The sequence below is a fragment of the Streptomyces sp. NPDC090088 genome (assembly GCF_044747345.1).
Lineage (GTDB): Bacteria > Actinomycetota > Actinomycetes > Streptomycetales > Streptomycetaceae > Streptomyces.
In genome coordinates this window covers 672,901-697,795 of record NZ_JBIVDZ010000002.1, presented here as the reverse complement: position 1 = coordinate 697,795, position 24,895 = coordinate 672,901, and the positions used below count along the sequence as shown (strand labels likewise).

The window sequence follows — 24,895 nt, the reverse complement described above, 5'->3', positions numbered from 1 at the left end:
CCGTAACCCTGAGAACCCTGAGACATCCCCGATGTCTGCCGAATTTTCTTTGCAGAATTTTCTCTGCGGTCTAGCGTGGGGGCATGCGGAAGGACCGCGGCGGGACGGAACAAGACGGGGGCTGATCGCGTTGCAGACGTCGACTACGACGAAGGCGCGGCTGATGAAGCGGACGAAGCGGTGGGCCCTGATCCTGCTCGGCTCGTCCTCCGTGCTGCTCGTTCCGTGGACGGTGGTGCTGGCGCTGACGCTGCCCACCAAGACCGAAGTGCACAACTGGTCCCTGGCCTGGATAGGCCTGGACGTGCTGATGGCCCTCGGCTGCGCGGCGACCGCCTTACTGGGGTTGCGCGGTGATCCCAGGGCCCGGCTGACCGCTTCCGCGACGGCCTCGGTGGCGGTCCTGGACGCCTGGTTCGACATCACGACCTCGGCGGTGGGCACCGAGCTGCTGGAAGCCCTGGCGAGCGCGGTCGCGGAGGCGGGGCTCGCGGCGGCCTGTGTGTTCCTCGCGCTGTCCAAGGGCTGGGTGCGCACCAATTCCTCACCCGCCACCTGATCGTCGCCCCCTCGCCATCGCGCGCCTTCACAAGGACACTCGTACACAACGGAGTTGCCGCTGGAGGGGGACGGGACATGCGGGACGCCCACCGGGCCGACGCCGATCGGCTGCTGGAACGGGCCGTGGAGGAGGAGGTCCGCCGTGCGGGCGGGCGCGTCGACGGGCAGGTGCTGCTGTCACGCGCGCGCGGCGGACTGGAGGAGATGGAGCGGACGGCCGCCGAGGAGTACGAGGCCTACACCCACGCCCTGGACGCGTCGGAGGCGGGCCGGCAGAGCTTCGGCCAGCGGTACGCCAGGGACGGCGCGGGAACTCCGCTGCTGGTCGCGGCCGTCGCGGCGGTCGCCGCCACCGTGGCCGACCTCTCCCTGGGCACCGGCGCGGCCACCGCGCTCGGCGCGGGCGTGGCCGTCGGGGTGGTCGGCGCGGCCGCCACGGTCGTCAAGGTCGCCGGTTCGCATCTGCCCGCCGCCCATCACCACGCCGGCGCGACCGGTCAGCCCGGCGGCCCGGAACAGCTGCGGCTGCAGTGGCTGACCGCCCTGGAGGTGCGGGGCATCCGCCCGTTCCTGGACCAGCAGCGGGTACTCAGCGCGTCCACGGGGCCCAAGAAGCAGGCCCCGGGGCTGCGCGGCGCGGACAAGAGCGCGGCGGCCCGCAGGCGTACGGTGCTGCAGCAGTCGTTCGGCCAGCTCCCCGAATCGGACGGCCCGTTCGCCGGCCGGCACCAGGAGCTGGCGCGGATCCGGCAGTGGGCGCAGGCGGCCCGGGCGACCACCGAGACCCGGCCGACGGTCGTCGTCCTGTACGGGGAGCCGGGCTCCGGGCGCACCGCGCTCGCGGTCCGGGTCACCCACGAGCTGAAGGACCTCTTCCGGGGCGCGGTCGTGGTGGACCTGCGCGGGGACAGCCGGGACGAGACGCCGCTGCCCACCCGGGACGCCCTGCTGCATCTGCTCAACCGGCTGGGCGCGCCGCGCGAGCAGCTGCTGTTCCGTGAGCGTTCCTCCCCCGACCAGCAGGTCAAGCGGCTGAGCGAGCTGTACCACCAGCACCTCGCGGGGCTCGCGGTGACGATCGTGCTGGACGACGCCTCGGACCCCGACCAGGTGCGCACCCTGATCCCGGAGCGCTCCGACAGCCTGGTCCTGGTCACGGCCCGGGAGCAGCTGGACCTGCCGCTGGACCTGCCGGCCTGGGTGCACCAGCTGCCGGTCACCGCGCTGGACGCGGCGGGCGCGGAGGAGCTGCTGGACGCCTCGGCGCAGGACGCGTCGGGGCCGTACGACGCCCAGTCCGCGGACCGGATCCGGGAGCTGTGCGGCGGGCTGCCGCTGGCGCTGCGGGTCGCGGGCTCGTCGCTGGGCTCGCGCTCCCCGCTGCAGCTGGCCACGGATCTCGGCGCGTACGGCCCGGTGGGGCCGGTGGAGCGGGTGCTGTGGCTGCGGTACACCGACCAGTCGGACACCGGGCGCCGGCTGCTGCGAAGGCTGGCGCTGGCCGGGCGGGCCTCGCTGGGCGCGGCGGCCGCGGCCGCCCTGCTGGGCGCGGACGAGGCGGAGGCGACCCGCCAGCTGGCGGCGCTCTCCCGGGCCGGGCTGATCGACCACGTCCGGGGCAGCCGCTACCGGCTGCACGACCTGGTCCGCTCCTTCGCGCAGGCCCGCCTGCTGGACGAGGAGGAGCCGGCCGACCGGACGGCCGCGCAGCAGCGGCTGATCGTGAACTACGCGGAGCTGGCCGACTCGGTGCTGCGGCTGGTGGACGGCAACATGTCGACCCGCTCGGACCGGTTCAGCCCGCACGGGTTCACCTCGCTCGACGAGGCGCTGCGCTGGCTGGACGACGAGTCGAGCTTCATCACTGCGGCGCTGCGGCACGCGGAGGGCGTCGACCAGGCGGCCGTGCAGAACCTGCTGGGCGCCCTGTGCGACTACTGCCTGCTGCGCGGCGACCTCTACCGGCTGGGGGAGATCAGCGAGCTTGCCCAAGCTGTCGACCAGGGCCTCCTTGTGCGTTCGGTGCAGTGGCGGACGGGTATCGCGGCCCGTCAGCTGGGCGAGCTGGACAAGGCCCGCACCACCCTCACCTCGGTGGTCGACCTCTACCGGGAGGCGCACCACGACGCCGGTGTGGCCCGCGCGCTGTGCTCGCTCGGGATCACCCTGCACCACCAGGGCAACCTCACCGAGGCGGCGGCCAAGCTGCAGGAGGCGCTGGATCTCCAGGCGGCGCCCGAGCTGGCGACCGACCGGGCGTGGACCATGCACGCGCTGGCGGCGGTGCAGCGCGACCGGGCCCGGCTGCCGGAGGCCATGGACCTGCTCACCCGCTCGCTCGTCCAGCACCGCGAGGGCGGTTCGGTGCACGGCGAGGCCTGGGCGCACTTCCAGCTCGGCCAGCTGGCGCTGCGGATGGGCGACGTACCGCGTGCCGAGCGGGAGCTGGGGGCCGCGCTGGAGCGTTACGGCCGCACCCGTGACGCCCGAGGCGAGGCCTGGGCGCTGACCCAGCTGGCCCGAGCCCGGCTGGTCGCCGGCGACGCGTCACCAGCGGTCGACGGGCTGCGGCAGGCGGCCGCCCGGCACCGGGAGAACGAGGACGCGCGCGGTGAGGCCTGGACGGTCTACTACCTGGGCCAGGCCCTGGAGGAGTCCGGGACCCTGGACCGGGCGGTCCGCGAACTGGAGCGCTCGCGGACGATGTTCTCCCGGATGCGGGACGTCTACGGACTGGCCTGCGCCCGCCACCACTCGGCCCGGGTCACCCGGGACCAGCGGGCGGCCCAGACCGGTTCGCTGCGCAACTCCGGCTTCGCCCGGCAGCTGCTCGTCGACGCCCGCGCCGACTTCCAGCGCATCGGTGTCGTGCACGGCGAGGCCTGGACCTGTCTGGAGCTGGCGGTGGTCGACGCCGGCAACACGCGCACCCAGCAGGCGCTGGCCCTGTGCGACGAGGCGACCACCCTGTTCACGTCCTACGGCGACCGCCGCGGCGAGGACTGGGCGCGCTTCCTGCGCTGCACCCTGCTCCCCTACGCCGCGCCCGGCGGGGTGGAGGTGGGTACGGCCGTCGCCCAGGAGGACCTGGCCCAGCTCGCCCGGACCACCCACCCGCTGCGCGACGAGAAGCTGACCGAGTACGTCACGGCGTACGGACTGCTCCTGGAGCGCGGGGTGAACCTGGAGGCGGGCTGGCAGGCCTGGCGGCTGGGCATGGTGCCCAGCCGGCACTCCCGTGAGGTGATGGGGGTGCCGGTACCGGGCGGCGGGTGACGCCGGTCAGACCTTGGGATCGGCCGCCGGAGTCCCGGAGTCCGCCCTGGACTCCGGGGACGACTCCTTGAAGTCGACCTTCTGCATGTGCTTGTTCATGGACTTCATCAGTCCCCAGACCGCCACCGCCATCACCGCGAAGACGATGAAGCCGAGGACGCCGGGGGTGACCTTGTTCTCGTCGACCTCCTTGGCGAGGGGGACGAGGTGCGTCAGTGCCAGGCTTGCGCTCATGTCAGGCATTGTCGCGGATGCCCGCAAAGAGGTCGTCCTCGGGTAGGGAGGTGTCGACGAGCGACTTCGCGAGCTCGTACTCCTCGGTCGGCCAGACCTCCTTCTGGAGGTCCATCGGGACCTTGAACCAGCCTCCGTCGGGGTCGATCTGCGTGGCGTGGGCGATCAGCGCCTTGTCCCGGATCTCGTAGAACTCCGCGCACGGGATGTGCGTGGTCAGGGTCCGCTCGGTGCGCTCGATCTCGTTCCACCGCTTCAGCCAGTCCCCGTAGGGCGACTCCAGGCCGCGCTCCAGCATGGCGTTGTGCAGCGCCTCGGTGCGGGGGCGGTTGAAGCCCTGGTTGTAGTAGAGCTTGCGCGCCTGGTACACGGGGCCGAACTCGGCCTCGGGGTACTTCTCGGCGTCGGCCGCGCCCTCGAAGGCCACCATCGAGATCTTGTGGGTCATGATGTGGTCGGGGTGCGGGTAGCCGCCGTTCTCGTCGTAGGTGGTGATCACCTGCGGGCGGAACGCGCGGATCTTGCGGACCAGCTCACCGGCCGCCTTGTCGACGTCCTCCAGGGCGAAGCAGCCCTCGGGCAGCGGGGGCAGCGGGTCGCCCTCGGGCAGACCGGAGTCGACGAAGCCGAGCCACTCCTGCTCGACCCCGAGGATCTCGCGGGCCTCGTCCATCTCCTTCTTGCGCACCTCGTGGATGTGTTCCTCGATGTACTTGTCGCCCTGCAGCTTGGGATTGAGGATGGAGCCGCGCTCCCCGCCCGTGCAGGTCACGACCAGCACGTCCACCCCCTCGGACACGTACTTCGCCATGGTGGCCGCGCCCTTGCTCGACTCGTCGTCGGGGTGGGCGTGCACGGCCATCAGTCGCAGCTGGTCAGTCAAGACTCAATCCTTGGTCAGTCGGCGCCCCGGTGTCATGGGGTGCGATCGGCGGCTTCTATAGTGACCGAATCGGGGGGCGAATAATTCCGGGGTCCGGGTCCTGCCGGGTCCGGGGTGGTTCTTGCCGGGAGGTCGATCATGAGTACCGCGAGTACGCGGCTGCCCGAGGGGCGCTACGGCGGCACCTCGGACGAGCGCGCCGACCGCAGGCTCAGGACCGCCGGCGTGATCCTGGGCGCCCTGCTGCTCGTCCTCGTCGGATACTGGGCGTACCACTACGTGGTGGAGAGCAAGATCAGTGCGCAGGTCGTCACCTTCGACGCCTCCGCCGACGCGGTCAAGGTACATCTCGAGGTCCACAAGGACTCCGGCACCACCGGCTACTGCACCCTGCGTTCCCAGGCGGCGGACGGCTCCGAGGTGGGCCGGGCGGACTTCCGCTTCACCGGTTCCGCGACCCAGATCGACAGGGTGGTCACGCTCCGTACGACGGCCCGGGGCACCACGGCGGAGCTGCTCGGCTGCCACGCCGACTGACGTCAGCCACAATACGTAGACGCTGACCTGCGTTGACGTGATTCTGATGGCTTATGTCCTCCCCCTTCCGCCGTTGAATTGTTAGGCTCGTGGTTTCGCCCTTCCGTGAAGGAACATGCTTCTGGGTAGGGCGATGCTTTGTATTCCCAGTACCGACGAGGAGCACCTGTGACCCAGACCAGCGAGAACGTCACCTGGCTGACCCAGGAGGCGTACAACCAGCTCAGGGCCGAGCTGGAGTACCTGTCTGGTCCTGCGCGCACGGACATCGCCGCCAAGATCGCGGCCGCGCGCGAGGAGGGCGACCTGCGCGAGAACGGCGGGTACCACGCGGCCAAGGAGGAGCAGGGCAAGCAGGAGCTCCGTGTGCGCCAGCTGACCCAGCTCCTGGAGAACGCCAAGGTCGGCGAGGCTCCGACCTCCGCGGACGGCGCCGTCGCGCCCGGCATGGTGGTGACCATCGCCTTCGACGGTGACGAGGACGACACCATGACGTTCCTCCTCGCCTCGCGCGAGTACGCCAGCGCCGACATCGAGACCTACTCCCCGCAGTCCCCCCTGGGCACCGGCGTGATCGGTCACAAGGTGGGCGAGGACGCGGAGTACGAGCTGCCGAACGGCAAGAAGGCCTCGGTGAAGATCCTCAAGGCCGAGCCGTACTCGGGCTGATCCCGACCGGCACGACAGCCACCCGCCCCCGGTGTCCGCGTGACGCCGGGGGCATTGTCGTGCCGTGGGGCCACCAGGACTCCCCGCGCATGCGGCGATAAAATGTGACAAAGGTTTCAGCGCCCGCCAGGTCGGTTCCCATGGACCTCAACACCATCACCGAAGTGGTCCGGCGCCCCTCCGAGCGGCCGGGCACGGACTGGCACGAGGGCGACGCCTGGCTCGCGGGCGGCACCTGGCTCTACTCCACGGACCAGCCGGACCTGCGACGGCTCATCGACCTGACGGCGCTGAGCTGGGAGCCCCTGGTCCCGACGGCCGAGGGCCTGGAGATCGGCGCCACCTGCACGGTGCGCGACCTGTACGCGTTCCCCTGGCCGCTGGAGTGGACGGCCGCGATCCTCTTCCGCCGCAGCTGTGAGGCGTTCCTCTCCTCGTTCAAGGTCTGGAACGCGGCGACCGTCGGCGGCAACATCTGCATGTCCCTGCCGGCCGGCCCGATGATCACGCTCGCCGTCGCGCTGGAGGCGCGGTACGAACTGTGGGCTCCGGACGGCTCCGTGCGGACCGTCGACGCCCTGGACTTCGTCACCGGCGACCACCGCAACGTCCTCGCCCCCGGGGAGATCCTGCGGCGGATCACCGTCCCGGCGCACGCGCTGCGGGGGCGCACCGCACACCGCCGTTTCACACTGACCCGGCTCGGCCGCTCGACCGTGTTCCTCGTCGGCACCCAACGGCCGGGAGCCAACGACCTGTTGCTCACCGTCACCGCCGGCACCACGCGGCCGGTCCGCCTCGCCTTCGACTCGCTGCCCGACGCCCGCACCCTGCGACAGCGGATCAACGCCCTGCCGGCCGGCGTCTGGTTCGCCGACCCCAACGGAACCCCTGACCACCGCCGGCATCTGACCCGGTACTTCGCCGAGGAGATCCGCCGCGAACTCACGGCTGGGGACCTGCCATGACGTACGTCGTGAACGGTCGGACCTTCGACCGGGAACCCGCCCCGGGCCAGTGTCTGCGCACCTTCCTGCGCGAACTCGGCCACTTCGGAGTGAAGAAGGGGTGCGACGCGGGCGACTGCGGCGCCTGCACGGTGTGGCTGGACGGCGCCCCGGTGCACAGCTGCATCACCCCCGCCTTCCGCGCGGACGGCCGGGAGGTGACCACGATCGAGGGGCTCGGCCGGCCCGGCGCCCCGCATCCCATGCAGCGGCAGTTCGAGGACGCCCCGGGGTTCCAGTGCGGTTTCTGCACCGCGGGCATGATCATGACGTCGGCGACCTTCACCGAGGAGCAGAAGGCGGATCTGCCCCGGGCGCTGAAGGGCAACCTCTGCCGCTGCACCGGGTACCGGGCGATCGAGGACGCCGTGAAGGGCGTCACCGCGGTGGAGACGGCGGCACCGGGCAAGGCCGTCGGGACCAGCGTCGGCGCGCCCGCCGGCCACGACGTGGTGACCGGACACGCCGAGTTCACCATGGACACGAGGATCGAGGGCATGCTGCACCTCAAGGTGCTGCACTCGCCCCACGCGCACGCCCGGATCCTCTCGATCGACAAGCGCGCCGCCCTCGCGGTGCCCGGCGTGCACCGGGTCTACACCTGGGAGGACGTCCCGCGCAGACGCTTCACCACGGCGATCCACACCGACCACCTGGTCGACCCGGACGACACCTACATCCTCGACGACACGGTCCGCTTCGCCGGCCAGCGCGTCGCCGCCGTCCTGGCCGACACCGTCGGGGCGGCCGAGGAGGGCTGCCGACGGCTCGCGGTCGCGTACGAGGTGCTGCCGGCGGTGTTCGACCCCGAGGCGGCGATGGCCGACGGCGCCCCCCAACTGCACGGCTCCGACGATCCGTTCGTCCGCGACCCCGTCCACAACATCCTGCTCGAACTCCACGCGCACATCGGCGACGTCGACGCCGGATTCGCCGCCGCCGACGTGATCCACGAGGGCACCTACTTCTCCCCCCGGGTGCAGCACGCGCATCTGGAGACCCACGGCTCGATCGCCTGGATGGAGAACGGGCGGCTGAACGTCCGCACCAGTTCGCAGTCCCCGTCGATCGCGAAGGTCAAGCTGGCGTACCTGTTCGCGCTGCGCCCGGACCAGCTGAGGGTGTTCTGCAAGCGCGTCGGCGGCGGCTTCGGCGGCAAGCAGGAGGTGATCACGGAGGACCTGGTCGCGCTCGCCACCCTGGACACCGGGCGGCCCACCTGTCTGGAGTTCACCCGTGAGGAGGAGTTCACCACGGCCTCGCCGCGGCATCCGATGACCCTGACGGTCCGGCTCGGCGCGCAGGCCGACGGAACACTCACCGCCTTCCAGGTGCGCAACGTCTCGAACACGGGCGCCTACGGCAACCACGGCGGCGAGACCGCGTACGCGGGCGGCGCCGCCGTCATGATCTACCGCTGCCCCAACAAGAAGTACGACGCGTACTCCGTCTACACCAACACCGTGCCGAGCGGGGCGCTGCGCGGCTACGGCATGACCCAGCCGGCCTTCGCCGTGGAGTCGGCGATGGACGAACTGGCCCGCGCCCTGCACCTCGACCCGCTGGAACTGCGCCGGCGCAACATCGTCCGGCCGGGCGAACCCCTGGTCGCCCTGCACGACGGCCCCGACGACGTGATCTTCACCGAGGACGGACTGGCCACGTGCCTCGACCTGGTGGGCGCCGCGCTGGCCCGTGCGGCCGACCGGCCGCCGCCCGGTCCCGAGTGGCTCGTCGGCACCGGTGTGGCGAGTTCCCTGCACGAGACCGCGCCCCCGACGGACCACCTCTCCGAGGCCTGGGTCACCCTGGGCGACGACCTGATCTACGAACTGGCCGTCGGCACCGTCGAGTTCGGCGAGGGCACCTCCACGGCCCATGTCCAGATCGCCGCCCACCAGCTGGGCACCACGCCCTCACGGATCCGTCTGGTGCAGTCCGACACCGACCGCACGGGCTTCGACACCGGCGCCTTCGCGAGCGCGGGCCTCTTCGTGGCGGGCAACGCGGTACTGCGGGCGGCAGGCGCCGTGCGCGACCGCATCCTGGAGTTCGCCGCGGCCCACACGGGCGTCCATGTCGTGCTCTGCACGATGGACGACGACGGTGTCCGCTGCGGGGACCGGCGGGTGTCGCTGGCCGAACTCGTCGCGCTGGCCCGGGGCCGCGGCATCCGTTTCACGGCCGCCCGCAAGACCTACGGCTCGCCCCGCAGCATCACCTCCAACACCCAGGGGTTCCGGGTCGCCGTGCACCGGGTGACGGGCGAGATCCGGATCCTGCACAGCGTGCAGGCCGCGGACGCCGGGGTGATCATCAACCCGGCGCAGGTCCGGGGCCAGATCGAGGGCGGTGTCGCCCAGGGCATCGGCTTCGCGCTCACCGAGAACCACCAGGTCGACGACGACGGCGTCATGGTCAACCCGAACCTGCGGAACTACCGCATCCCCACCTACGCCGACATCCCCCGTACCGAGGTCCTGCTGGTGGGCTCGGCGGACTCGGTGGGCCCCCTGCGGGCGAAGGGGATGGCCGAGTGCTGCATCAACCCGGTCGCCCCCGCGCTGGCGAACGCGGTGCACGACGCCACCGGCGTCCGCTACCGCGCCCTGCCGCTGACCCCGGAACGCGTCTACGGCCGGCTCCCCGCGGAGCAGTCGGTGCCGGCGGGCTGAGCCGTCATGAACGCCGAGAGGAACGTGGCCGCGGCGGCGACGGCGATCATCGGCCAGAAGGTCCTGCCGGGGCGGGAGCGGGAGTTCGAGTCCTGGCAGGAGCGCCTCAACACCGCGGCCTCCTACTACCCGGGCTTCCTCGGCGCCGAGGTCTCCCCGCCGACACCCCTGCAGCCCGACTGGGTCATCGTCTACCGGTTCGACTCGGTGGCCCATCTGCAGGCGTGGATCAACAGCGGGACCAGGCAGACGTTTCTGGACGCCGGCCGGGAGTACTTCGACGGTCCGGCCACCCAGCAGGTGGTCAGCAGCGGCACCCAGGCACTGGATCCGCTGGTCACCGTGGTGGTCACGCACCATGTCCACCCGAAGCAGGTCGACGACTTCCTCGACTGGCAGCGCCGCATGGTCCAGGAGGAGAGCAGGTTCGAGGGGTTCCGCGGCACCGAGCTCTTCCGCCCCGTCGAGGGACTCCAGGAGGAATGGACAACCCTGTACCGCTACGACAGCGCGGAGCACCTGGAGGCCTGGCTGACCTCGCCCGAGCGGCGGGAGATCCTGGCCGAGGGCGAGAAGTTCAGCGACTTCACCCTGCGGACGATCGACAACTCCTTCGGCAGCTGGTTCGCCTTCGAGGGCAACGGCAAGGAGGCACCGCCGCCGCCCTCCGAGACCAGGACCTCCCTCGCCATCTGGGTCGGCCTGTACCCGACCGTCGTCCTGCTGACGCTCGCGCTGTCCCCGCTGCATCTGAGGCTCTGGGTCGGTCTGCTCATCGGCAATCTGCTGTCGAGCTTCCTCATGAGCTTCCTGACCATGCCCTACTACGTGAACCCGCTGCTCGGGCGCTGGCTGCGGCCGCCGCCGGACGAACCGGCGGCCCGGAGCAACCTCCGCGGCCTTGGCATCGTCGCGGTGGCGATGGCCGTGTGGGCCGTCGTCTTCTACCTCGTCACGGTCCGGTTCTGGACCCTGCCCTGAGCCGGGACCCGGTGTTAGCCCACCTGGCCGGGTGCACCTGTGCCGGTCAGCGGTCGGGGCGGTATCCCGTGCTTGCATCCTGCGAGGAGGCCGATCGCCTCCGCACCGCCGACGTCGCACCCATGCCTGGAGGAACCGGCTGATGGCCGCGGACAACGAGACAATCACCTGCTCGTTCGACTTCAGCGAAGCACTCGACTTCGATCCTGAGCTCGCGGCCCTGATGCGGCGCCGCTCCCCCGCGCGCATCCGGCTCCCCTATGGCGCCGCGGACGCCTGGCTGGTCACCGGCTTCGACGCCGTCAAGCAGGTGACCATCGACCCCCGGTTCAGCAGAGCGGGCGTCATCGGTCACGACTATCCCCGGATGACACCGGAGCCCATCGTCTCGCCGGAATCGATCAACGTGGTGGACCCGCCGCACAGCAGCCGCGTCCGTCACCTGGCCTCGCAGGCCTTCATTCAGCAGCATGTCGACGAGATGCGGCAGCGGATCGTCTGGCTCACGGACCGCCTGCTGGACGGCATGGAGAAGGAGGGCGCGCCGGCGGACCTGGTGCGGCACCTCTCCGAGAAGCTGCCCCAGCACGCCGTCCTGGACCTGCTCGGTGTCGAACGGGAGGACTGGCCCCGGATCCAGGCCTCCGTGCTCCAGCTGCTCGTCGTCGGCGCCGGCAACAAGGAGGCCGCCGCGAAGGCCAAGGCCGAGGTGACCGAGTACTTCGCCGGACTCGTCGCACGGCGCCGGACCTCACCGGGCCCCGACCTCATCAGCGCGATGGCCGCGGCGCGGGAGGGCGAGGAGCAGCTCGACGACAGGGAGCTGGCGGTGATGGCGCTGACGCTGGCGCTCAGCGGCCAGGACACGGCGACCTGCCAGATCAGCAACATCACCTATCTGCTGCTGACCCGGCCCGAGCTGATGCGGCACCTGAGGCGCCGGCCCGAGAGCATCACCGACGTACTGCACGAGCTGCTCCGCTGGATCCCGTTCCGCAAGGGGGTCGGAATTCCCCGGGTGGCGCTGGAGGACGTGGAGCTGGAGGGTGCGCGGATCAAGGCGGGCGACTTCGTGCACGTGTCGTACCTGACGGCCAACCGTGACCCGGAGCGCTACCCGGACCCGCATGTCATCGACCCGGACCGCCCCACCGCTCCGCACATGACCTTCGGCTGGGGCGGACACCGGTGCATCGCGATGCCGCTGGCCATGGCGGAGCTGGAGGTGGCCATCGGCCGCCTGGTGGAGAGATTCCCCGGTCTGCGGCTCGCGGTGGAGCCGCAGGAACTGCGGTGGGACACGAAGACGATCAGGCGGTTCCCACTGGAGCTGCCGGTGGCCTGGTAGGCCGGGCGTGCCGGGCCGCCGTGCTCAGCCGGCTGCCCGGCGGTACTTGCGGACCGCGAGCGTCCGGAAGGCCAGGATGATCACGACCGACCAGATCAGCGAGGCCCAGACCGGGTGCTGCATGGGCCAGGCGTCGGACGCGTTGAAGCCCGGCGGAAGGTTCCCGAACAGCTCCCGGCACGCCTGCACCGTGGCACTGAACGGGTTCCACTCCGCGATGTGCCGCAGGAAGGCCGGCAGGTGGTTCGCGTCCACGAACGCGTTCGAAATGAAGGTCAGCGGGAACAGCCAGATCAGCCCGCCCGAGGTCGCCGCCTCCGGGGTACGCACCGACAGACCGATCAGCGCGCCGATCCACGAGAACGCGTACCCCAGCAGCAGAAGCAGCCCGAACCCGGCGAGCACCTTGCCGAGGTTCTCGTGCGTCCGCCACCCGACGATCAACGCCACCACCGCCAGCACCACCAGGGTCAGCGCCGTCTGCACCAGGTCGGCCAGAGTCCGCCCCGTCAGCACCGCACCACGCGCCATCGGCAGCGACCGGAACCGGTCGATGAGCCCCTTGTGCATGTCGTCCGCGATACCCGCGCCGGCGCCCGCCGTGGCGAACGTGACCGTCTGCGCGAAGATCCCGGCCATCAGGAACTCGCGGTAGGCCTGCGTGGAGCTGGACGAACCGACCGTGATCGAGCCGCCGAACACATAGGTGAACAGCACCACGAACATGATCGGCTGGATCAGCCCGAAGATGAGCATCTCGGGGATCCGGCCCATGCGGATCAGGTTTCTGCGGGCCACCACCATGGAGTCGTTCACGGCGCTCACTTCACGGCCTCCTTGCGGCTGTCCTTGCGGGTGTTCTGCTGACCGCTCTCTTCGCCGTCGACAGCGGCCCTCTCCTCGGCCGCGTGTCCGGTCAGGGACAGGAAGACGTCGTCGAGGGTGGGGCGGCGCAGGCCGATGTCGTCGATCTCGATGCCCCGGGTGTCCAGCTCGCGGATGACCTCGGCGAGCAGCTTGGCGCCGCCGGTGACGGGCACGGTGAGCTTGCGGGTGTGCTCCTCGACGGAGGTCTCGCCCTTGCCGAAGCCGGCCAGCACCTCGGCGGCGGTGGCGATGTGCTCGCGCTCGTGCACCACGACCTCGACGCGCTCGCCGCCGGTGCGGGCCTTGAGCTGGTCGGAGGTGCCCTTGGCGATGACCCGGCCGTGGTCGACGACCGCGATGTCGTGGGCGAGGTGGTCGGCCTCCTCCAGGTACTGAGTGGTGAGCAGCAGAGTGGTACCGCCGGAGACGAGGTCCTTGATGACCTCCCACAGCTGCTGGCGGTTGCGCGGGTCGAGGCCGGTCGTCGGTTCGTCCATGAACATCACGGGCGGTGAGACGACCAGGGCGGCGGCGAGGTCGAGGCGGCGGCGCATGCCGCCGGAGTAGGTCTTGGTGGGGCGGTCGGCGGCGTCCGTGAGATGGAACTGCTCCAGCAGCTCGACCGCCCGGGCCTTCGCCTGCTTGGCCTTCATCTGGTAGAGCTGGCCGACCATCTGCAGGTTCTCGCGGCCGGTCAGGTACTCGTCGACCGCCGCGAACTGTCCGGACAGGCCGATGGAGCGGCGTACGGCGTCCGGTTGCTTCAGCACGTCTATGCCCGCGACGACGGCCTTGCCGCTGTCGGGGCGGAGCAGGGTGGTCAGGCAGCGGACGGTCGTGGTCTTGCCCGCGCCGTTCGGCCCGAGCAGTCCGAGGACCGTGCCTTCGGGGACATCGAGGTCGACGCCGTCCAGTGCCTTTACGTCGCCGAAGGTCTTGACCAGGCCTTCGGCATAGATGGCGCCTGGCATATCAGTCTCCACGTCGTTGGGGATGCTTCGGAAAAGGGCTTGGTTCGCACTCTTGGGGCCGCCTATGGTTTCTCGCCGGCGGGACGGCAGGCGGGCACGGCCACGGCCATGCGGCACACCATAACGCGATGTATCGCGTCCGTCGACGGATTTCCCCGAACGAGTGAATGAACGGATTCTGGCGGAATTCAGTCGATGACGGTGTATCCGGCCTCACGCAGGGCGTGGCCGACCTCGACGCAGTGTGCGGGTCCCTTGGTCTCAAGGTGCAGCTCGACCTCCGCCTCCGCGAGCCCGAGCCGAGGGTCGGTCCGGACGTGACTCACATCCAGGACGTTAGCGTCGACCACTGACAACACCCCCAGAAGCGTGGCGAGGGCGCCGGGCCGGTCGGTCAGCCGCAGCCGAACCGCCAGGTAGCGGCCCTGCGCGGCCATGCCGTGCCGCAGCACCCGCTGCATCAGCACCGGATCGACGTTGCCGCCGGACAGCACCGCGACCACCGGTCCGGGGAAGGCACCCGGCTCGGCGAGCAGCGCCGCCACCGGGCTGGCGCCGGCCGGTTCCACGACCAGCTTGGCCCGCTCCAGGCACAGCAGCAGCGCGGCGGAGAGCTGGTCCTCACCGACCGTGCGGACCTCGTCGACGAGATCCCGGACGATCGCGAACGGCACGTCACCGGGACGTCCCACCCGGATGCCGTCGGCCATCGTCGCCGGGTGCCGCACCGTGACCGGGTGCCCGGCGGCCAGCGAGGGCGGGTACGCGGCCGCGCCCGCCGCCTGGACGCCGACGATCCGCACATCCGGCCTGATCGCCTTCACCGCGACCGCGATCCCGGCCGCGAGCCCGCCGCCGCCGACCCCGACGACGATCGTGCCGACCTCCGGGCACTGGTCCAGGATCTCCAGGCCGACGGTGCCCTGACCGGCGATGATGTCGGGGTGGTCGAAGGGGTGGATGAAGACCGCGCCGGTCTCGGCCGCGTACTCCTCGGCGGCGGCCAGCGTCTCGTCGACCACCTGGCCGTGCAGCCGCACCTCCGCGCCGTACTCCCGGGTGGCGCTGATCTTGGGCAGCGGGGCGCCGTTGGGCATGAACACCGTGGCGTGCACACCGAGCAGCGAAGAGGCCAGCGCCACGCCCTGGGCGTGGTTGCCGGCACTGGCGGCGACGACCCCGGCGGCCCGCTCCTCGGGCAGCAGCCCGGCGATCCGGACGTAGGCCCCGCGCAGCTTGAAGGAACCGGTCCGCTGGAGGTTCTCGCACTTGAGGTGCACCGGCGAGCCGACCAGCTGGGACAGGTGCCTGCTGCCCTCCATCGCGGTCGCCCGCGCGACACCCGTGAGCATCTTCTGGGCGCCGCGCACGTCGTCGAGGGTGACGGGGCGCAAGGAGTCAGCCGTGCCGTAGCTCATGACCCAAGTCTCGCAGTTCACAGGCCGCCGCCGCGGGTGTGACCAAGCTCCGAGACCGGTTTGCGCAGCGCCGGTACGGCTCGCCCCCTGTCCGCGTACTCTGTCCCCCACCACAGCACTCTTCATGAAGTGAGCCCCCGGCCATGCCCACAACACCTGAAATGTCGATGGACATGACGACCGTCGGTGACAGCGGTCTTCTCGACACGCTGCAGCACGAGGTGGCGGTGTTCGCCCGCCGTGCCGAACAGACCCGGCTCGGCGGCGTCGGGCAGGTGCGCAACTCCATGGACCGCGCCGCGTATCTGCTGCTCAACCGCCTGGACAACGAGGGCCCCATGGGGGTCAAGGCGCTCGCCGCGAGCATGGGGATCGACTCCTCGACGGTCACCCGGCAGGTGGCCCCGCTGGTCGACACCGGGCTCGTCAAGCGCACCTCCCACCCCGAGGACGGGCGGGCCGTGGTGCTGCAGCTGTCCCCGCGCGGGCTGTCCCGGCTGGAGGAAGTGCGTTCGTCACGGCGCCAGTTGATGGCGGAGTTGACGCAGGACTGGGAGCCGGAGGAGCGCGAGGCGTTCTGCGCGCTGCTCACGCGCTTCAACACCGCCCTCTCCGCGCGCATGGCCGTCCCCCCGGGCACGGACACCCCGCCGGCCGGCTGACCACCCGCCCCACGCACCACCACGGCGCACGAGCAACCGCGCTGCTCGTACCGCCGCCGTGTACGAGCGCCCGCGCGGCTCGCACCGCCACCGCGTACGAGCGTCCGCCGAGCCTCACGAGCGTCCGCTGAGCCTCGTACCGCCACCGCGTGCGAGGGGCCACCGCCCCTCTTACAGCAGCCGCGCTAAGAGGGCCCGCCGCCCCTCTTACAGCAGCCGCGTTACGAGGGCCCGCCGCGCCTCTTGCTGTGGCCGCGCTACGAGGGCCCGCCGCCCCTCTCGCAGGGGCCGCGCACGGGAACCCGCGTTATCCGGTACGCGCGCGTGCTGCGCGGCTCTTGACCCTGGGCCTGCCCCTGGCCTCATATGAGACCGGGCCCCGCCGTACCCGTGTCCCGGGGGCCCGTGGACGGGGAGGCACGGTGCGCGATCGGCAGGCGTTCCGAGACGCCCGCCGGGCCCGGGAGTTCGAGGCGTTCGTCGCGGGCGCGGCAGGACGGCTGCTGCATGCCGCCACCCTGCTCACCGCCGAGGCCCCGGACGCCAACCCCCGCGCGCGCCGCCTGCTGACCCGCGCGCTCGCGCACACCTACGCGTGCTGGGACCGGCTGCACGGCGAGGACCCGTACGACATGGCCCGGCAGTTCCTCGCCCTGCGCTTCGCGAACTCCGCGTGGCACGAGTACGGCGGCCCGCTGAGCCGCACCCGGCCGCACCCCCGCAGCGCCCTCGCCGTCCTGACCCCCCGGGAACGCCTGATCCTGGTGCTCCGCCTGTACGAGGGGGTCGCCGAGGAGCAGACGGCGGCCCTGCTCGGCCTGCCCACCGAACGCGTGCACGTCCTCTGCGAACGGGCGACGGCCACCCTGTTGCACCCGCCGCGGAAGGCGGCGCCCAGAGTGGTGGGGGCGGAGGTGGCGCCGTCGTGAACCGCGTCGAACGTGAGGCCGCCGCCCGGCGGATCATGGAACGGACACCGCCCCCGCTGCCGCCCGACCTCTACGGCGAGGCGCTGCGCCGAGGCGGCCGCCTGCTGCGGCGCAGGCGCCGGGTGCGCCGTCTGCTGTGGCTGCTGCTGTGCGCGGCGGCCGTCGCGTTCACCGTCTGGGCGGCGACGGTCCACCCGTGGGCGGAGCCGCCGTCCACGACGACCCCGCCCGTCGTCGGCTGGTGAACCGACGGTGAGCAGGTGGTCGGCCGGTGACGGGCCGGTGATCTAGCCGAGCGCCTGCTGCAGGTCCTCCAGCAGGTCGTCGACGTTCTCGATGCCCACGGACAGCCGCACCAGGTCGGCGGGCACCTCCAGGGCGGAACCGGCCGCGGAGGCGTGCGTCATCCGGCCCGGGTGCTCGATCAGCGACTCGACACCGCCCAGCGACTCGCCGAGCGTGAACACCTTGGCACGGTCGCAGACCTCGACGGCCGCCTCCTCGCCGCCGCTGACCTGGAACGACACCATGCCGCCGAAGGCCTTCATCTGCTTGGCGGCGGTCTCGTGCCCCGGGTGCTCGGGCAGGCCCGGGTACAGGACCCGCGTCACGCGCGCGTGCCGGCTCAGCATGTCGGCGATCTTCGTGGCGTTCTCGCTGTGCCGGTCCATGCGCACCGCGAGCGTCTTGGTGCCGCGCAGCACCAGCCACGAGTCGAACGGACCGGCGACCGCGCCCATCGCGTTCTGGTGGTACGCCAGCTCCTCGCCGAGCGTCTGGTCCGACACGATCAGCGCACCGCCGACCACGTCCGAGTGACCGCCCATGTACTTCGTCAGCGAGTGCACGACGACGTCCGCGCCGAGCGCGAGCGGCTGCTGGAGGTACGGCGTGGCGAAGGTGTTGTCGACGACGAGCTTCGCGCCCGCGCCATGGGCGACCTGGGCGACCGCGGCGATGTCGGTGATGCCGAGCAGCGGGTTGGAGGGGGTCTCCACCCAGACCGCCTTGGTCTTCGGGGTGATCGCGGCGCGCACCGCGGCCGGGTCGCTGGTGTCCGCCACCGACCACTCCACGCCCCACCGCGAGACGACCTTCGCGAACAGCCGGAACGTGCCGCCGTACGCGTCGTTCGGGATGACGACGTGGTCGCCGGGGCTGAGCAGCGTGCGCAGCAGGGCGTCCTCGGCCGCCAGCCCGGACGCGAACGCGAGCCCGCGCCGCCCGCCTTCCAGCGCGGCGAGGTTCTCCTCCAGCGCGGTCCTGGTCGGGTTGGCGCTACGGCTGTACTCGTAGCCGCCGCGCAGGCCGCCGACGCCGTCCTGCTTGTAGGTCGAGACCTGGTAGATCGGCGGTACGACCGCACCGGTGAGGGGGTCCGCCGTGTTGCCCGCGTGGATGGCGAGCGTCTCGAAGTGCTGACTGATGTGGTGCCTGTCGCTCATGGTGGACGAGCCTAGTGCTCCGGCGGCCCGGACGCGTTGTCCACAGGTCGGGGCGCCCGTCGTCCACAGGCCGGGACACTGGTCGTCCACAGGCCGGGGGCACCGGTTGGCCAATTGTCGGCGCCGTCTGGTTCGCTTGTGACATGGCGATTCTCTGGACCCTGATGGCGTTGCTCCTGCTGAGCTTCGCGCTGCTCCCCGTCCTGCGGCGGCGGCGCGGCATGATCGAGCGGGTCCACCCGAGCCACCCGGACGCGGCCGACCCGGCGGACTACGGTTTCGTGCGCGAGGAGGACCTGGACATCCGCATGCCCGGCCCCGACCAGGACCTGCTCGACGTCCTCGACGTCGTACAGCGCAGTCAGGACTACCACGCGGCCTCGCAGCTGCTCGCGGGCACCGAGATCGCGGGCGAGGTGCGCTGGCAGCGGGTACAGGCCTTCGCCGGCGCGGCGGCGCTGGAGCTCCAGCAGCGGCCGGGCGGGGTCAGCGAGACACCGGGCGGCCAGTGGCTGCGGGTGTGGCGCGCCGAGCAGCCCAAGGACGCGGGCGGCGCCGCCGTGCACGCCGAGTTCCTGGTCCAGCAGGCGTGGCGGACGTCGACGCCGGGCACCGACGACTTCCGGATCATCATGGAGGAGGCCAGGGACGCCTGCGGGCAGGCCGCGCTGCTCTCCCCGGGCGACCCGGTGCCGTACATCATCGAGCTGTCGGTGGCGCGCGGGCTGAACTACCCGCAGCCGGAGTTCGAGCAGCTGTGGCTGAAGATCCTGGACCGCGCGCCCACGCACATGGGGGCGCATCTGGCGGCGCTGCACTACTGGTGCGAGAAGTGGCACGGCTCGCGCGAGCTGGCGTACTCCTTCGCCGAGGCCGCCGCCGCGCGCGCCCCGCAGGGCTCGCTGCTGGCCGCGATGCCGCTGTTCGCGGTCTTCGAGCACCTCCCCGAGGTGAACCTGGTGGTGAGCTTCTACCAGAGCGAGGTCGTCACCAAGGCGATCCACGGCGCCCTGCACGCGGTGCACGCGGCCCGCCAGGACGACCCGATGCTCGCCCACGTCCGTCATCTGCTGGTGTTCTTCCTGGTGCGCTCCGAGCGCTGGGCGGAGGCCATGGGCGAACTGATACGCGTGGACGGGCATGTGGGGGCCCTGCCGTGGACGCTGTCCGCCGACCCGGCCGCCGAGTTCGCCCTCTACCGCGCGCTGGCGGTGGCGGGATACGAGGCGAACGGCGGCACCCCGGCGTCGCTGCACAGCTGAGTCCGTTCTCCTTTCTCCTTCGACTCCGTTCCTCTTTTTCTCCTTCGAGTCCGTTCTCCTTGTCGTTCGTCGTCGTTCGTCGTCGTTTCCCGTTTCCGGGATCCTGTGGGGGGATCTGCCCGATGGGCGCAACTCTGCGGGCGCTGCGCGCCCTCGTTCTGCTCTGCGGTTTCTATCTGCTGAGTCTCGTCCTGCTGGCGGCGCTGGCCGCGCTCGACGCGGCGGCGTTCGGCTGGGCGCCCGCCGCCGTCGCCGGGAAGATCGCGATCGTCTCGCTGCTGCTGGCGGTCCCGATCGTGCGGGGCATGGTCATGCTGCGCACGCCCAAGGGCGAGGGCCCGGCCGGCATCGTGGTCACGGAGGCCGACGAGCCGCGACTGTGGTCCCTGGTGCGGGAGTTGGCCGCGGCGACGGGCACGGCCGCCCCGGACACCATCGTGCTCACCGGTGACGTCAACGCGGCGGTCAGCGAGGAGCCCCGGCTGCTCGGCCTGCGCCCCGGACCGCGCCGCCTCTACCTCGGCGTACCGCTGCTGACCGGGCTGACCGAGGCCCGGCTGAGGGCCGTACTCGCCCATGAGTACGGCCACTTCACCGGCGGTGACACCCGGCTGTCGGCCCTCGTCGTGCGCGGCCGGGCGCAGATCGGGCGGACCGTCGGCCACTTCCACGCGAGGGCCGACTCCAGGGAGGCGGCCGAGCGCGCCCGGCAGGAGCAGGCCGCCGCCAGGCGGACCGCGAAGGGCAGGAAGGCCAAGGAGATCGACACCGCCGGCGCCGGGTTCACGTACCGGATGATGGCTGCGGTCTACACGGCGTACGCGAAGCTCTACATGCGGGCCACGCTGTCGACGGCCCGCGCGCAGGAGTACGCCGCCGACCTGGCCGCCGCGCGGATCGCCGGCCGGGACGCGACCGCCTCCGCGCTGCGCGAGATCCCGGTGCTGGCCGCGGCGCACGGCTTCTACCTGGAGTCGTACGCGACACTCGGCCTGCCGGCCCGCCGGCTGCCGCCGCGCGGACAGTTCTTCGGCGGCTTCGGCCGCATGCTGACCGCACGCGCGGCGGAGCTGGCAAGGCTCCGGGAGAAACTGCCGACGGAGCCCGCCTCCCCGTACGACTCCCACCCGCCGATCGCCGACCGGGTGGCCCGCGTCGAGGAGCTGCCCGCCGACGGGCGCGGCGCCGAGGACGGCGGCCCGGCGCTCGCGCTGCTCACCGACCCGGCCCGGACGCTGGCCGCGTTGGAGGACGAGGTACTGACCGACGAGGTACGGCAGTTCGAGCGCGCGCCGGGGTGGGAGCCGCTGCTGGACTCGTCGATGGCGGTGGGGCTGGCCAACCTCGACACCCCGCTGCACCGGGCGCTGGCCTTCCACACCCAGGCCCTGCCGACCCTGCCCGCGCTGCTCACGGTGATCGACGAGGGTCAGCTGTGGCAGCTGGCCCAGAGACTGCCGCTGTCGGAGGAGGCGGCGGCCGCGAAGGCCGAGGAGTTCCGGGAGCGCGTACGGCCGGTGCTGCGCGACTCCCTGCAGAGCATGGTGCTGGCGGAGTTCAGCGCGCGGTCACTGCTGCACTGGGAGTTCTCCTGGTCGCGGCCGGCGGCGGTGCGCCTGCCCGGATCGGCGTCGGACCTCGACGGCGAGGCGGGCACGGAGGCCGCGCTGGGCGCCGCCGTGGACGCGGCGCTCGCCGACCACCCCGACACGGCCCCGCTGCGCGCCCTGCTGCCACCAGCCCCACAGCCCGCCTGAACGAAATACGGACGGCACCCGCCACGTTGACGCCAGTGTCGCGGGTGTCGCAGCAGGGCAGGCAGGTGCTCCGCCCCACCCGCCCCGTCCCCAGCCCGACAGGGAGACCCATGTTCTTCGGCCGCACGCCCCAGCTCCCCACCCCTGAACAGGCGCTCAAGGGCCGCCCCGGGCCCGCGTTCGACGTCCCCGACCGCCACACCGTCCTGGACACCCCGCTCCAGGGCCCCTACCCGGAGGGCCTGGAGATCGCCGACTTCGGCCTCGGCTGCTTCTGGGGCGCCGAACGCAAGTTCTGGCAGCTCCCGGCGGGCATCTGGACGACGCTCGTCGGCTACCAGGGCGGCTACACCGAGCACCCGGTCTACGAGGAGGTCTGCTCGGGCCTCACCGGCCACACGGAGGCGGTCCGCGTGGTCTACGACCCGAAGCTCATCTCGTACGACCGCCTCCTCAAGACCTTCTGGGAGTCCCACGACCCCACCCAGGGCTTCCGCCAGGGCAACGACGTCGGCACCCAGTACCGCTCCGCCATCTACACCCACTCACCCGAACAGGCAGCCACAGCCCAGGCCGCCCGCGCCACTTACCAGAACTCCCTCACCGCCGCCGGCCACCACCGCCCCATCACCACAGAGATCCTCCCCGCCGAAAACCGCCCCTTCTACCCCGCCGAGGCCTACCACCAGCAGTACCTCGACAAGAACCCGGCGGGTTACTGCGGACTCGGTGGGACGGGGGTCAAGCTAAGTGACCCGTCCGGGACGGACTGGGGAGCCGCCTGCCCGACCGGTATCGCGCCTGTTCCCAGCACGGACGAGGACTGACCTTCTCGTACACCGGTGGGCATCGACTCCGGCGTGTGCCCGCAGATGGATACTTGGCCACAAGTGAGCAGCAGCGGGGAGAAGTTACCTGTACGGAGCGGGGAGCGCCGGCATCGCATTTCAAGGATTCTCGGCATAGAGCTGGCCGAAGGCTCAGGCACGGAACAGCACCGCAAGCGACAGCTGCACCATGGGTGAGGTGGGGGGGGACACGGATCCCGTTCCGGTCCCGAGCTGGGTGCCGGGGACCTTCTATACCCACCCCCCATGGCCGCGAGTCCCTCACGATCTCCGTCCGGCCCAACGCTCCGCACCGTACTCGGGACCACTGACAACGCCACCGAAGGGCCATGTCGCGGTCCGCGTCGACGGTGTCAGCGATCCGTCCGTTTGAGCGCCTCCCGGACGTCCGCCGTTCCTTGATCCTGACCGCTTGTGGCGTCATCGGCTCCGCCTGCCGATGAACCGACGAACACCGCCAGGTAGCGGAACTCTCCACCTGCTCCGCTCTGTTCGGAGTACGTCTCCCACTTGAGGGAGTACGTACCTCGCAGACTGCAGGTGTTCGGCTCATAGGTCCCGTCGGCCCAGAGCAGCGTCCCCGCGAGTCTCCGTCCGTGGTGAATCCGGAAGTCATGGTCCCGAGTACGTCGGCGGCCAGGGTCCGGCGGAGCCCACAGGGACGTCTCGTTGGACAGCATGAGGGCAAGACCGTTCTGACCGGGCCGACGGCAGAAGCGCTCCAGCCTCGCTATGTCCCGAACGAAGTGCAGGCGGGCAAGGTCGGTGGCGCCGTGTGCCTTCAGGGCGTAGTCCTCGACCGGAGTGCCGGCCTTGCCGTTCCAACTGCGTGTGAAGTACTTGAATTCGATCGCAGTGCGGCCCTCGGGCCCGAGGCACTGGAGGTCCAGATACTCGGTCTTGCCCGACCCCCGCTGCGGCACCTCAAGCCGCGCGTGCACGTCCGGCGCCAACTCCCAGAGGACCCGGGCAAAATTGTGCTGAAGGTCGGCTTCGGAGTGGAAGACCGGCCTGTGCCGAGACAGCTCCGTCATGACGTCGTCCAGTGAGGCCCGTCCGGCAATGCTTCTCGTAGGATCCATCGGTGCCGTGGTCACTGTGACATTGAAGTGGTCCTCGCCTGAACTCTCAATCTCTGCCGGCCCCGTGCACGGCACCAGCCGCGTTCGAAAATGAATGGCCGGCGGAGAGCCAGGAACCCCACCCTGTACGTCATGGACGAACCGCAACACAGGATCCGCGCGCTGCACACGACATCCACGATCACCGTTTACCAGGCATACGCCCCGGAAATCGGCCTGCCCGCCGTCCAGGAGAGCCGTTTCCCCGCTGTGTGGAAGCGCGACAGGATGACGTGGATCAAGCCGTCGTTCCTGTGGATGATGTACCGGTGCGGGTGGGGTGCCAAGGAAGGGCAGGAGACCGTCCTCGCTGTCGAGATCAGCCGTGACGGATTCGAGTGGGCGCTGCGCCACGCGTGCCTGTCGAGCTACGCCCGCGGGGCACACCCCGACCGAGCCACCTGGCAGCGTGAGGTGAAGCGCGCGCCCGCTCGCGTGCAGTGGGACCCCGAGCGGGACCTGCACCTCCAGCCGCTGCCGTACCGGTCCTTGCAACTGGGGCTCTCCGGTGAGGCCGTACGACGCTACGCGGACGAGTGGACGGTCGCCATCCGCGACATGACCCCGCTCGCCCACGAGATCCACGCCCTCGTCCGCAGTGGCGACCTGGACTCCGCGACCCGGCTACTGCCGCAGGAACGCCCTTATCCCGCCGGCGACGAATCCCTTGCCCATCTCCTGGGGTGACGGACCGGTCCGCCGAACGGCAAACCGCGGCCGATGGGTCACACGACAGCAGAGGCTTGACGGCGCAGGCGTGTCCGGCCCGATCGGCGTGGCGCCGGCCGAGGGATGAACAGCGACCTGGACGGAGTCCGTCTGTCAGCACTGTGGCAGCGCCAGTTCCCGAAGGGCCCTCCGATCGCCCATGAACTGCGCACTGCCTACGCCGACCGTTGGGTGCGTTTCCACAGCCTGCCGGGCTCGAAGCGCTACCCGGAGACCGAGGACGAGTACGCCGTCGTCCTCCACCGGTACAACACGGTCCTGGACGAACTCTTCGAGGGCACCGACGTCTACGTCATCACCGTGGCCTGGTCCTGGGAACCGGGCGGTGCGGAACGCCCGCCGAAGCGGCACGAGGTGCACCCCCGAGGGGCCCTGTGGACGACGCTCGCGTACGACGACGATCCCGACCCCGAACTCCACGGCGGCACGCACCTCTACGCCGACCGCCGCCCCTGGCGACCAGGGACGGTCGACGGCATCCTCCGCGAAGTGGCAGACGACGTACTCAGTGGCGTGATCATCACCGACAGCGGACTCAGCCGCGTCCACCATCCATACGACGGCGGCGCTGACGTCATCGCGACGAGCCCCGAAGAACGAGACCGCCTGCGCGACACCCACCGCGCCTGGCTGCCCCGCAACCCGGCCGGCCTCTGAAGCAACAGCCGGAGCGACGCACAACTCATTTCACGACAGGTGGACAACCGGAGGACAG

The 24,895-nt window shown here is 71.1% G+C and carries 23 protein-coding genes; 16 read left to right on the top strand and 7 right to left on the bottom strand.

Annotated elements, in window-relative coordinates; all coding sequences use genetic code 11:
- The first annotated feature begins 163 nt into the window (after positions 1-163).
- Positions 164-559, top strand: coding sequence for a hypothetical protein (locus ACIPSJ_RS11915; RefSeq protein WP_355716864.1), 396 nt, complete (start codon positions 164-166; stop codon positions 557-559).
- A 77-nt stretch (positions 560-636) separates the two neighbouring features.
- The gene (locus ACIPSJ_RS11910; protein WP_359222182.1) at positions 637-3,837 is read left to right on the top strand and encodes a tetratricopeptide repeat protein; all 3,201 of its coding nucleotides are present in this window, start codon (positions 637-639) and stop codon (positions 3,835-3,837) included.
- A 6-nt stretch (positions 3,838-3,843) separates the two neighbouring features.
- On the opposite strand, the gene ACIPSJ_RS11905 is transcribed toward ACIPSJ_RS11910, so the two are convergent.
- Positions 3,844-4,071, bottom strand: coding sequence for a hypothetical protein (locus ACIPSJ_RS11905; RefSeq protein ID WP_359222184.1), 228 nt, complete (start codon positions 4,069-4,071; stop codon positions 3,844-3,846).
- 1 nt (position 4,072) lies between these two features.
- Positions 4,073-4,954, bottom strand: a complete 882-nt coding sequence (mca, locus tag ACIPSJ_RS11900; protein WP_359222186.1) for a mycothiol conjugate amidase Mca — start codon at positions 4,952-4,954, stop codon at positions 4,073-4,075.
- Positions 4,955-5,092: 138 nt separating this feature from the next.
- On the opposite strand from mca, the gene ACIPSJ_RS11895 reads away from it, so the two are divergent.
- From ACIPSJ_RS11895 to ACIPSJ_RS11870, 6 genes are all read left to right on the top strand, one after another.
- Complete coding sequence (locus ACIPSJ_RS11895) at positions 5,093-5,491, top strand: DUF4307 domain-containing protein (RefSeq protein ID WP_359222188.1); 399 nt, start codon at positions 5,093-5,095, stop codon at positions 5,489-5,491.
- A 168-nt stretch (positions 5,492-5,659) separates the two neighbouring features.
- Positions 5,660-6,160 carry a transcription elongation factor GreA gene (gene greA / locus ACIPSJ_RS11890; RefSeq protein ID WP_365687113.1) on the top strand — a complete coding sequence of 167 codons (501 nt, stop codon included), beginning with the start codon at positions 5,660-5,662 and terminating at the stop codon, positions 6,158-6,160.
- A gap of 140 nt (positions 6,161-6,300) precedes the next feature.
- The gene (locus ACIPSJ_RS11885) at positions 6,301-7,128 is read left to right on the top strand and encodes an FAD binding domain-containing protein (protein WP_401345304.1); all 828 of its coding nucleotides are present in this window, start codon (positions 6,301-6,303) and stop codon (positions 7,126-7,128) included.
- Entirely contained in the window at positions 7,125-9,842 is a 2,718-nt protein-coding gene (locus tag ACIPSJ_RS11880) for a molybdopterin-dependent oxidoreductase (protein ID WP_401345302.1), read from the top strand. Before ACIPSJ_RS11885 ends, ACIPSJ_RS11880 begins: the two co-directional genes overlap by 4 nt.
- A gap of 6 nt (positions 9,843-9,848) precedes the next feature.
- Positions 9,849-10,823, top strand: a complete 975-nt coding sequence (locus ACIPSJ_RS11875) for an antibiotic biosynthesis monooxygenase (RefSeq protein WP_359222195.1) — start codon at positions 9,849-9,851, stop codon at positions 10,821-10,823.
- 142 nt (positions 10,824-10,965) lie between these two features.
- Positions 10,966-12,171, top strand: coding sequence for a cytochrome P450 (locus ACIPSJ_RS11870; RefSeq protein ID WP_359222196.1), 1,206 nt, complete (start codon positions 10,966-10,968; stop codon positions 12,169-12,171).
- 24 nt (positions 12,172-12,195) lie between these two features.
- Here ACIPSJ_RS11870 and ACIPSJ_RS11865 read toward each other — a convergent pair whose 3' ends face one another.
- The 3 genes from ACIPSJ_RS11865 to ilvA form a co-directional block, all read right to left on the bottom strand.
- Positions 12,196-12,975, bottom strand: coding sequence for an ABC transporter permease (locus ACIPSJ_RS11865; RefSeq protein WP_355716950.1), 780 nt, complete (start codon positions 12,973-12,975; stop codon positions 12,196-12,198).
- 17 nt (positions 12,976-12,992) lie between these two features.
- The gene (locus ACIPSJ_RS11860) at positions 12,993-14,009 is read right to left on the bottom strand and encodes an ATP-binding cassette domain-containing protein (RefSeq protein ID WP_359222198.1); all 1,017 of its coding nucleotides are present in this window, start codon (positions 14,007-14,009) and stop codon (positions 12,993-12,995) included.
- Between the two features lie 188 nt (positions 14,010-14,197).
- Positions 14,198-15,427: a threonine ammonia-lyase gene (gene ilvA / locus ACIPSJ_RS11855; RefSeq protein WP_365687133.1), complete on the bottom strand. Its 1,230-nt coding sequence runs from the start codon at positions 15,425-15,427 to the stop codon at positions 14,198-14,200.
- A 161-nt stretch (positions 15,428-15,588) separates the two neighbouring features.
- Here ilvA and ACIPSJ_RS11850 point away from each other — a divergent pair, with 161 nt between their 5' ends.
- From ACIPSJ_RS11850 to ACIPSJ_RS11840, 3 genes are all read left to right on the top strand, one after another.
- Positions 15,589-16,089 carry a MarR family transcriptional regulator gene (locus ACIPSJ_RS11850; protein WP_359222202.1) on the top strand — a complete coding sequence of 167 codons (501 nt, stop codon included), beginning with the start codon at positions 15,589-15,591 and terminating at the stop codon, positions 16,087-16,089.
- A gap of 422 nt (positions 16,090-16,511) precedes the next feature.
- Positions 16,512-17,018, top strand: a complete 507-nt coding sequence (locus ACIPSJ_RS11845; protein ID WP_359222204.1) for a sigma factor-like helix-turn-helix DNA-binding protein — start codon at positions 16,512-16,514, stop codon at positions 17,016-17,018.
- Positions 17,015-17,263 (top strand): hypothetical protein, encoded by a 249-nt coding sequence (locus ACIPSJ_RS11840; protein ID WP_355716826.1) that lies wholly within the window; start codon positions 17,015-17,017, stop codon positions 17,261-17,263. Before ACIPSJ_RS11845 ends, ACIPSJ_RS11840 begins: the two co-directional genes overlap by 4 nt.
- Before the next feature lie 42 nt (positions 17,264-17,305).
- Here the strand turns inward: ACIPSJ_RS11840 and ACIPSJ_RS11835 are convergent, their stop codons facing one another.
- Entirely contained in the window at positions 17,306-18,463 is a 1,158-nt protein-coding gene (locus ACIPSJ_RS11835) for a cystathionine gamma-synthase (RefSeq protein WP_359222206.1), read from the bottom strand.
- A 143-nt stretch (positions 18,464-18,606) separates the two neighbouring features.
- Here ACIPSJ_RS11835 and ACIPSJ_RS11830 point away from each other — a divergent pair, with 143 nt between their 5' ends.
- From ACIPSJ_RS11830 to msrA, 3 genes are all read left to right on the top strand, one after another.
- Positions 18,607-19,725 carry a hypothetical protein gene (locus tag ACIPSJ_RS11830; RefSeq protein WP_359222207.1) on the top strand — a complete coding sequence of 373 codons (1,119 nt, stop codon included), beginning with the start codon at positions 18,607-18,609 and terminating at the stop codon, positions 19,723-19,725.
- Between the two features lie 122 nt (positions 19,726-19,847).
- Complete coding sequence (locus ACIPSJ_RS11825) at positions 19,848-21,482, top strand: M48 family metalloprotease (RefSeq protein WP_401345298.1); 1,635 nt, start codon at positions 19,848-19,850, stop codon at positions 21,480-21,482.
- A 110-nt stretch (positions 21,483-21,592) separates the two neighbouring features.
- Positions 21,593-22,309, top strand: a complete 717-nt coding sequence (gene msrA, locus ACIPSJ_RS11820; RefSeq protein WP_359222211.1) for a peptide-methionine (S)-S-oxide reductase MsrA — start codon at positions 21,593-21,595, stop codon at positions 22,307-22,309.
- A 374-nt stretch (positions 22,310-22,683) separates the two neighbouring features.
- Here the strand turns inward: msrA and ACIPSJ_RS11815 are convergent, their stop codons facing one another.
- Positions 22,684-23,364: a hypothetical protein gene (locus tag ACIPSJ_RS11815; protein ID WP_401345296.1), complete on the bottom strand. Its 681-nt coding sequence runs from the start codon at positions 23,362-23,364 to the stop codon at positions 22,684-22,686.
- Positions 23,365-23,544: 180 nt separating this feature from the next.
- Here ACIPSJ_RS11815 and ACIPSJ_RS11810 point away from each other — a divergent pair, with 180 nt between their 5' ends.
- Together ACIPSJ_RS11810 and ACIPSJ_RS11805 are read left to right on the top strand one after the other, a co-directional pair.
- On the top strand, positions 23,545-24,138 hold the full coding sequence (locus ACIPSJ_RS11810) for a DUF4291 domain-containing protein (protein ID WP_401345294.1): 594 nt from the start codon (positions 23,545-23,547) through the stop codon (positions 24,136-24,138).
- 105 nt (positions 24,139-24,243) lie between these two features.
- Complete coding sequence (locus tag ACIPSJ_RS11805) at positions 24,244-24,837, top strand: hypothetical protein (protein ID WP_401345292.1); 594 nt, start codon at positions 24,244-24,246, stop codon at positions 24,835-24,837.
- Positions 24,838-24,895: the final 58 nt, after the last annotated feature.

Excerpts from the sequence above, each read along its gene's own strand:
- ACIPSJ_RS11915 (WP_355716864.1), top strand. The coding sequence starts at position 164 with ATGAAGCGGACGAAGCGGTGGGCCCTGATCCTGCTCGGCTCGTCCTCC.
- ACIPSJ_RS11880 (WP_401345302.1), top strand. The coding sequence starts at position 7,125 with ATGACGTACGTCGTGAACGGTCGGACCTTCGACCGGGAACCCGCCCCG.
- ACIPSJ_RS11875 (WP_359222195.1), top strand. The coding sequence starts at position 9,849 with ATGAACGCCGAGAGGAACGTGGCCGCGGCGGCGACGGCGATCATCGGC.
- ACIPSJ_RS11810 (WP_401345294.1), top strand. The coding sequence starts at position 23,545 with ATGGACGAACCGCAACACAGGATCCGCGCGCTGCACACGACATCCACG.
- msrA (WP_359222211.1), top strand. The coding sequence starts at position 21,593 with ATGTTCTTCGGCCGCACGCCCCAGCTCCCCACCCCTGAACAGGCGCTC.
- ACIPSJ_RS11865 (WP_355716950.1), bottom strand. The coding sequence starts at position 12,975 with ATGGTGGTGGCCCGCAGAAACCTGATCCGCATGGGCCGGATCCCCGAG.
- ACIPSJ_RS11870 (WP_359222196.1), top strand. The coding sequence starts at position 10,966 with ATGGCCGCGGACAACGAGACAATCACCTGCTCGTTCGACTTCAGCGAA.
- ACIPSJ_RS11860 (WP_359222198.1), bottom strand. The coding sequence starts at position 14,009 with ATGCCAGGCGCCATCTATGCCGAAGGCCTGGTCAAGACCTTCGGCGAC.
- ACIPSJ_RS11910 (WP_359222182.1), top strand. The coding sequence starts at position 637 with ATGCGGGACGCCCACCGGGCCGACGCCGATCGGCTGCTGGAACGGGCC.
- ACIPSJ_RS11830 (WP_359222207.1), top strand. The coding sequence starts at position 18,607 with ATGGCGATTCTCTGGACCCTGATGGCGTTGCTCCTGCTGAGCTTCGCG.
- ACIPSJ_RS11805 (WP_401345292.1), top strand. The coding sequence starts at position 24,244 with ATGAACAGCGACCTGGACGGAGTCCGTCTGTCAGCACTGTGGCAGCGC.
- ACIPSJ_RS11905 (WP_359222184.1), bottom strand. The coding sequence starts at position 4,071 with ATGAGCGCAAGCCTGGCACTGACGCACCTCGTCCCCCTCGCCAAGGAG.
- ACIPSJ_RS11815 (WP_401345296.1), bottom strand. The coding sequence starts at position 23,364 with ATGACGGAGCTGTCTCGGCACAGGCCGGTCTTCCACTCCGAAGCCGAC.
- ACIPSJ_RS11895 (WP_359222188.1), top strand. The coding sequence starts at position 5,093 with ATGAGTACCGCGAGTACGCGGCTGCCCGAGGGGCGCTACGGCGGCACC.
- ilvA (WP_365687133.1), bottom strand. The coding sequence starts at position 15,427 with ATGAGCTACGGCACGGCTGACTCCTTGCGCCCCGTCACCCTCGACGAC.
- ACIPSJ_RS11825 (WP_401345298.1), top strand. The coding sequence starts at position 19,848 with ATGGGCGCAACTCTGCGGGCGCTGCGCGCCCTCGTTCTGCTCTGCGGT.
- ACIPSJ_RS11850 (WP_359222202.1), top strand. The coding sequence starts at position 15,589 with ATGTCGATGGACATGACGACCGTCGGTGACAGCGGTCTTCTCGACACG.
- ACIPSJ_RS11885 (WP_401345304.1), top strand. The coding sequence starts at position 6,301 with ATGGACCTCAACACCATCACCGAAGTGGTCCGGCGCCCCTCCGAGCGG.
- ACIPSJ_RS11835 (WP_359222206.1), bottom strand. The coding sequence starts at position 18,463 with ATGAGCGACAGGCACCACATCAGTCAGCACTTCGAGACGCTCGCCATC.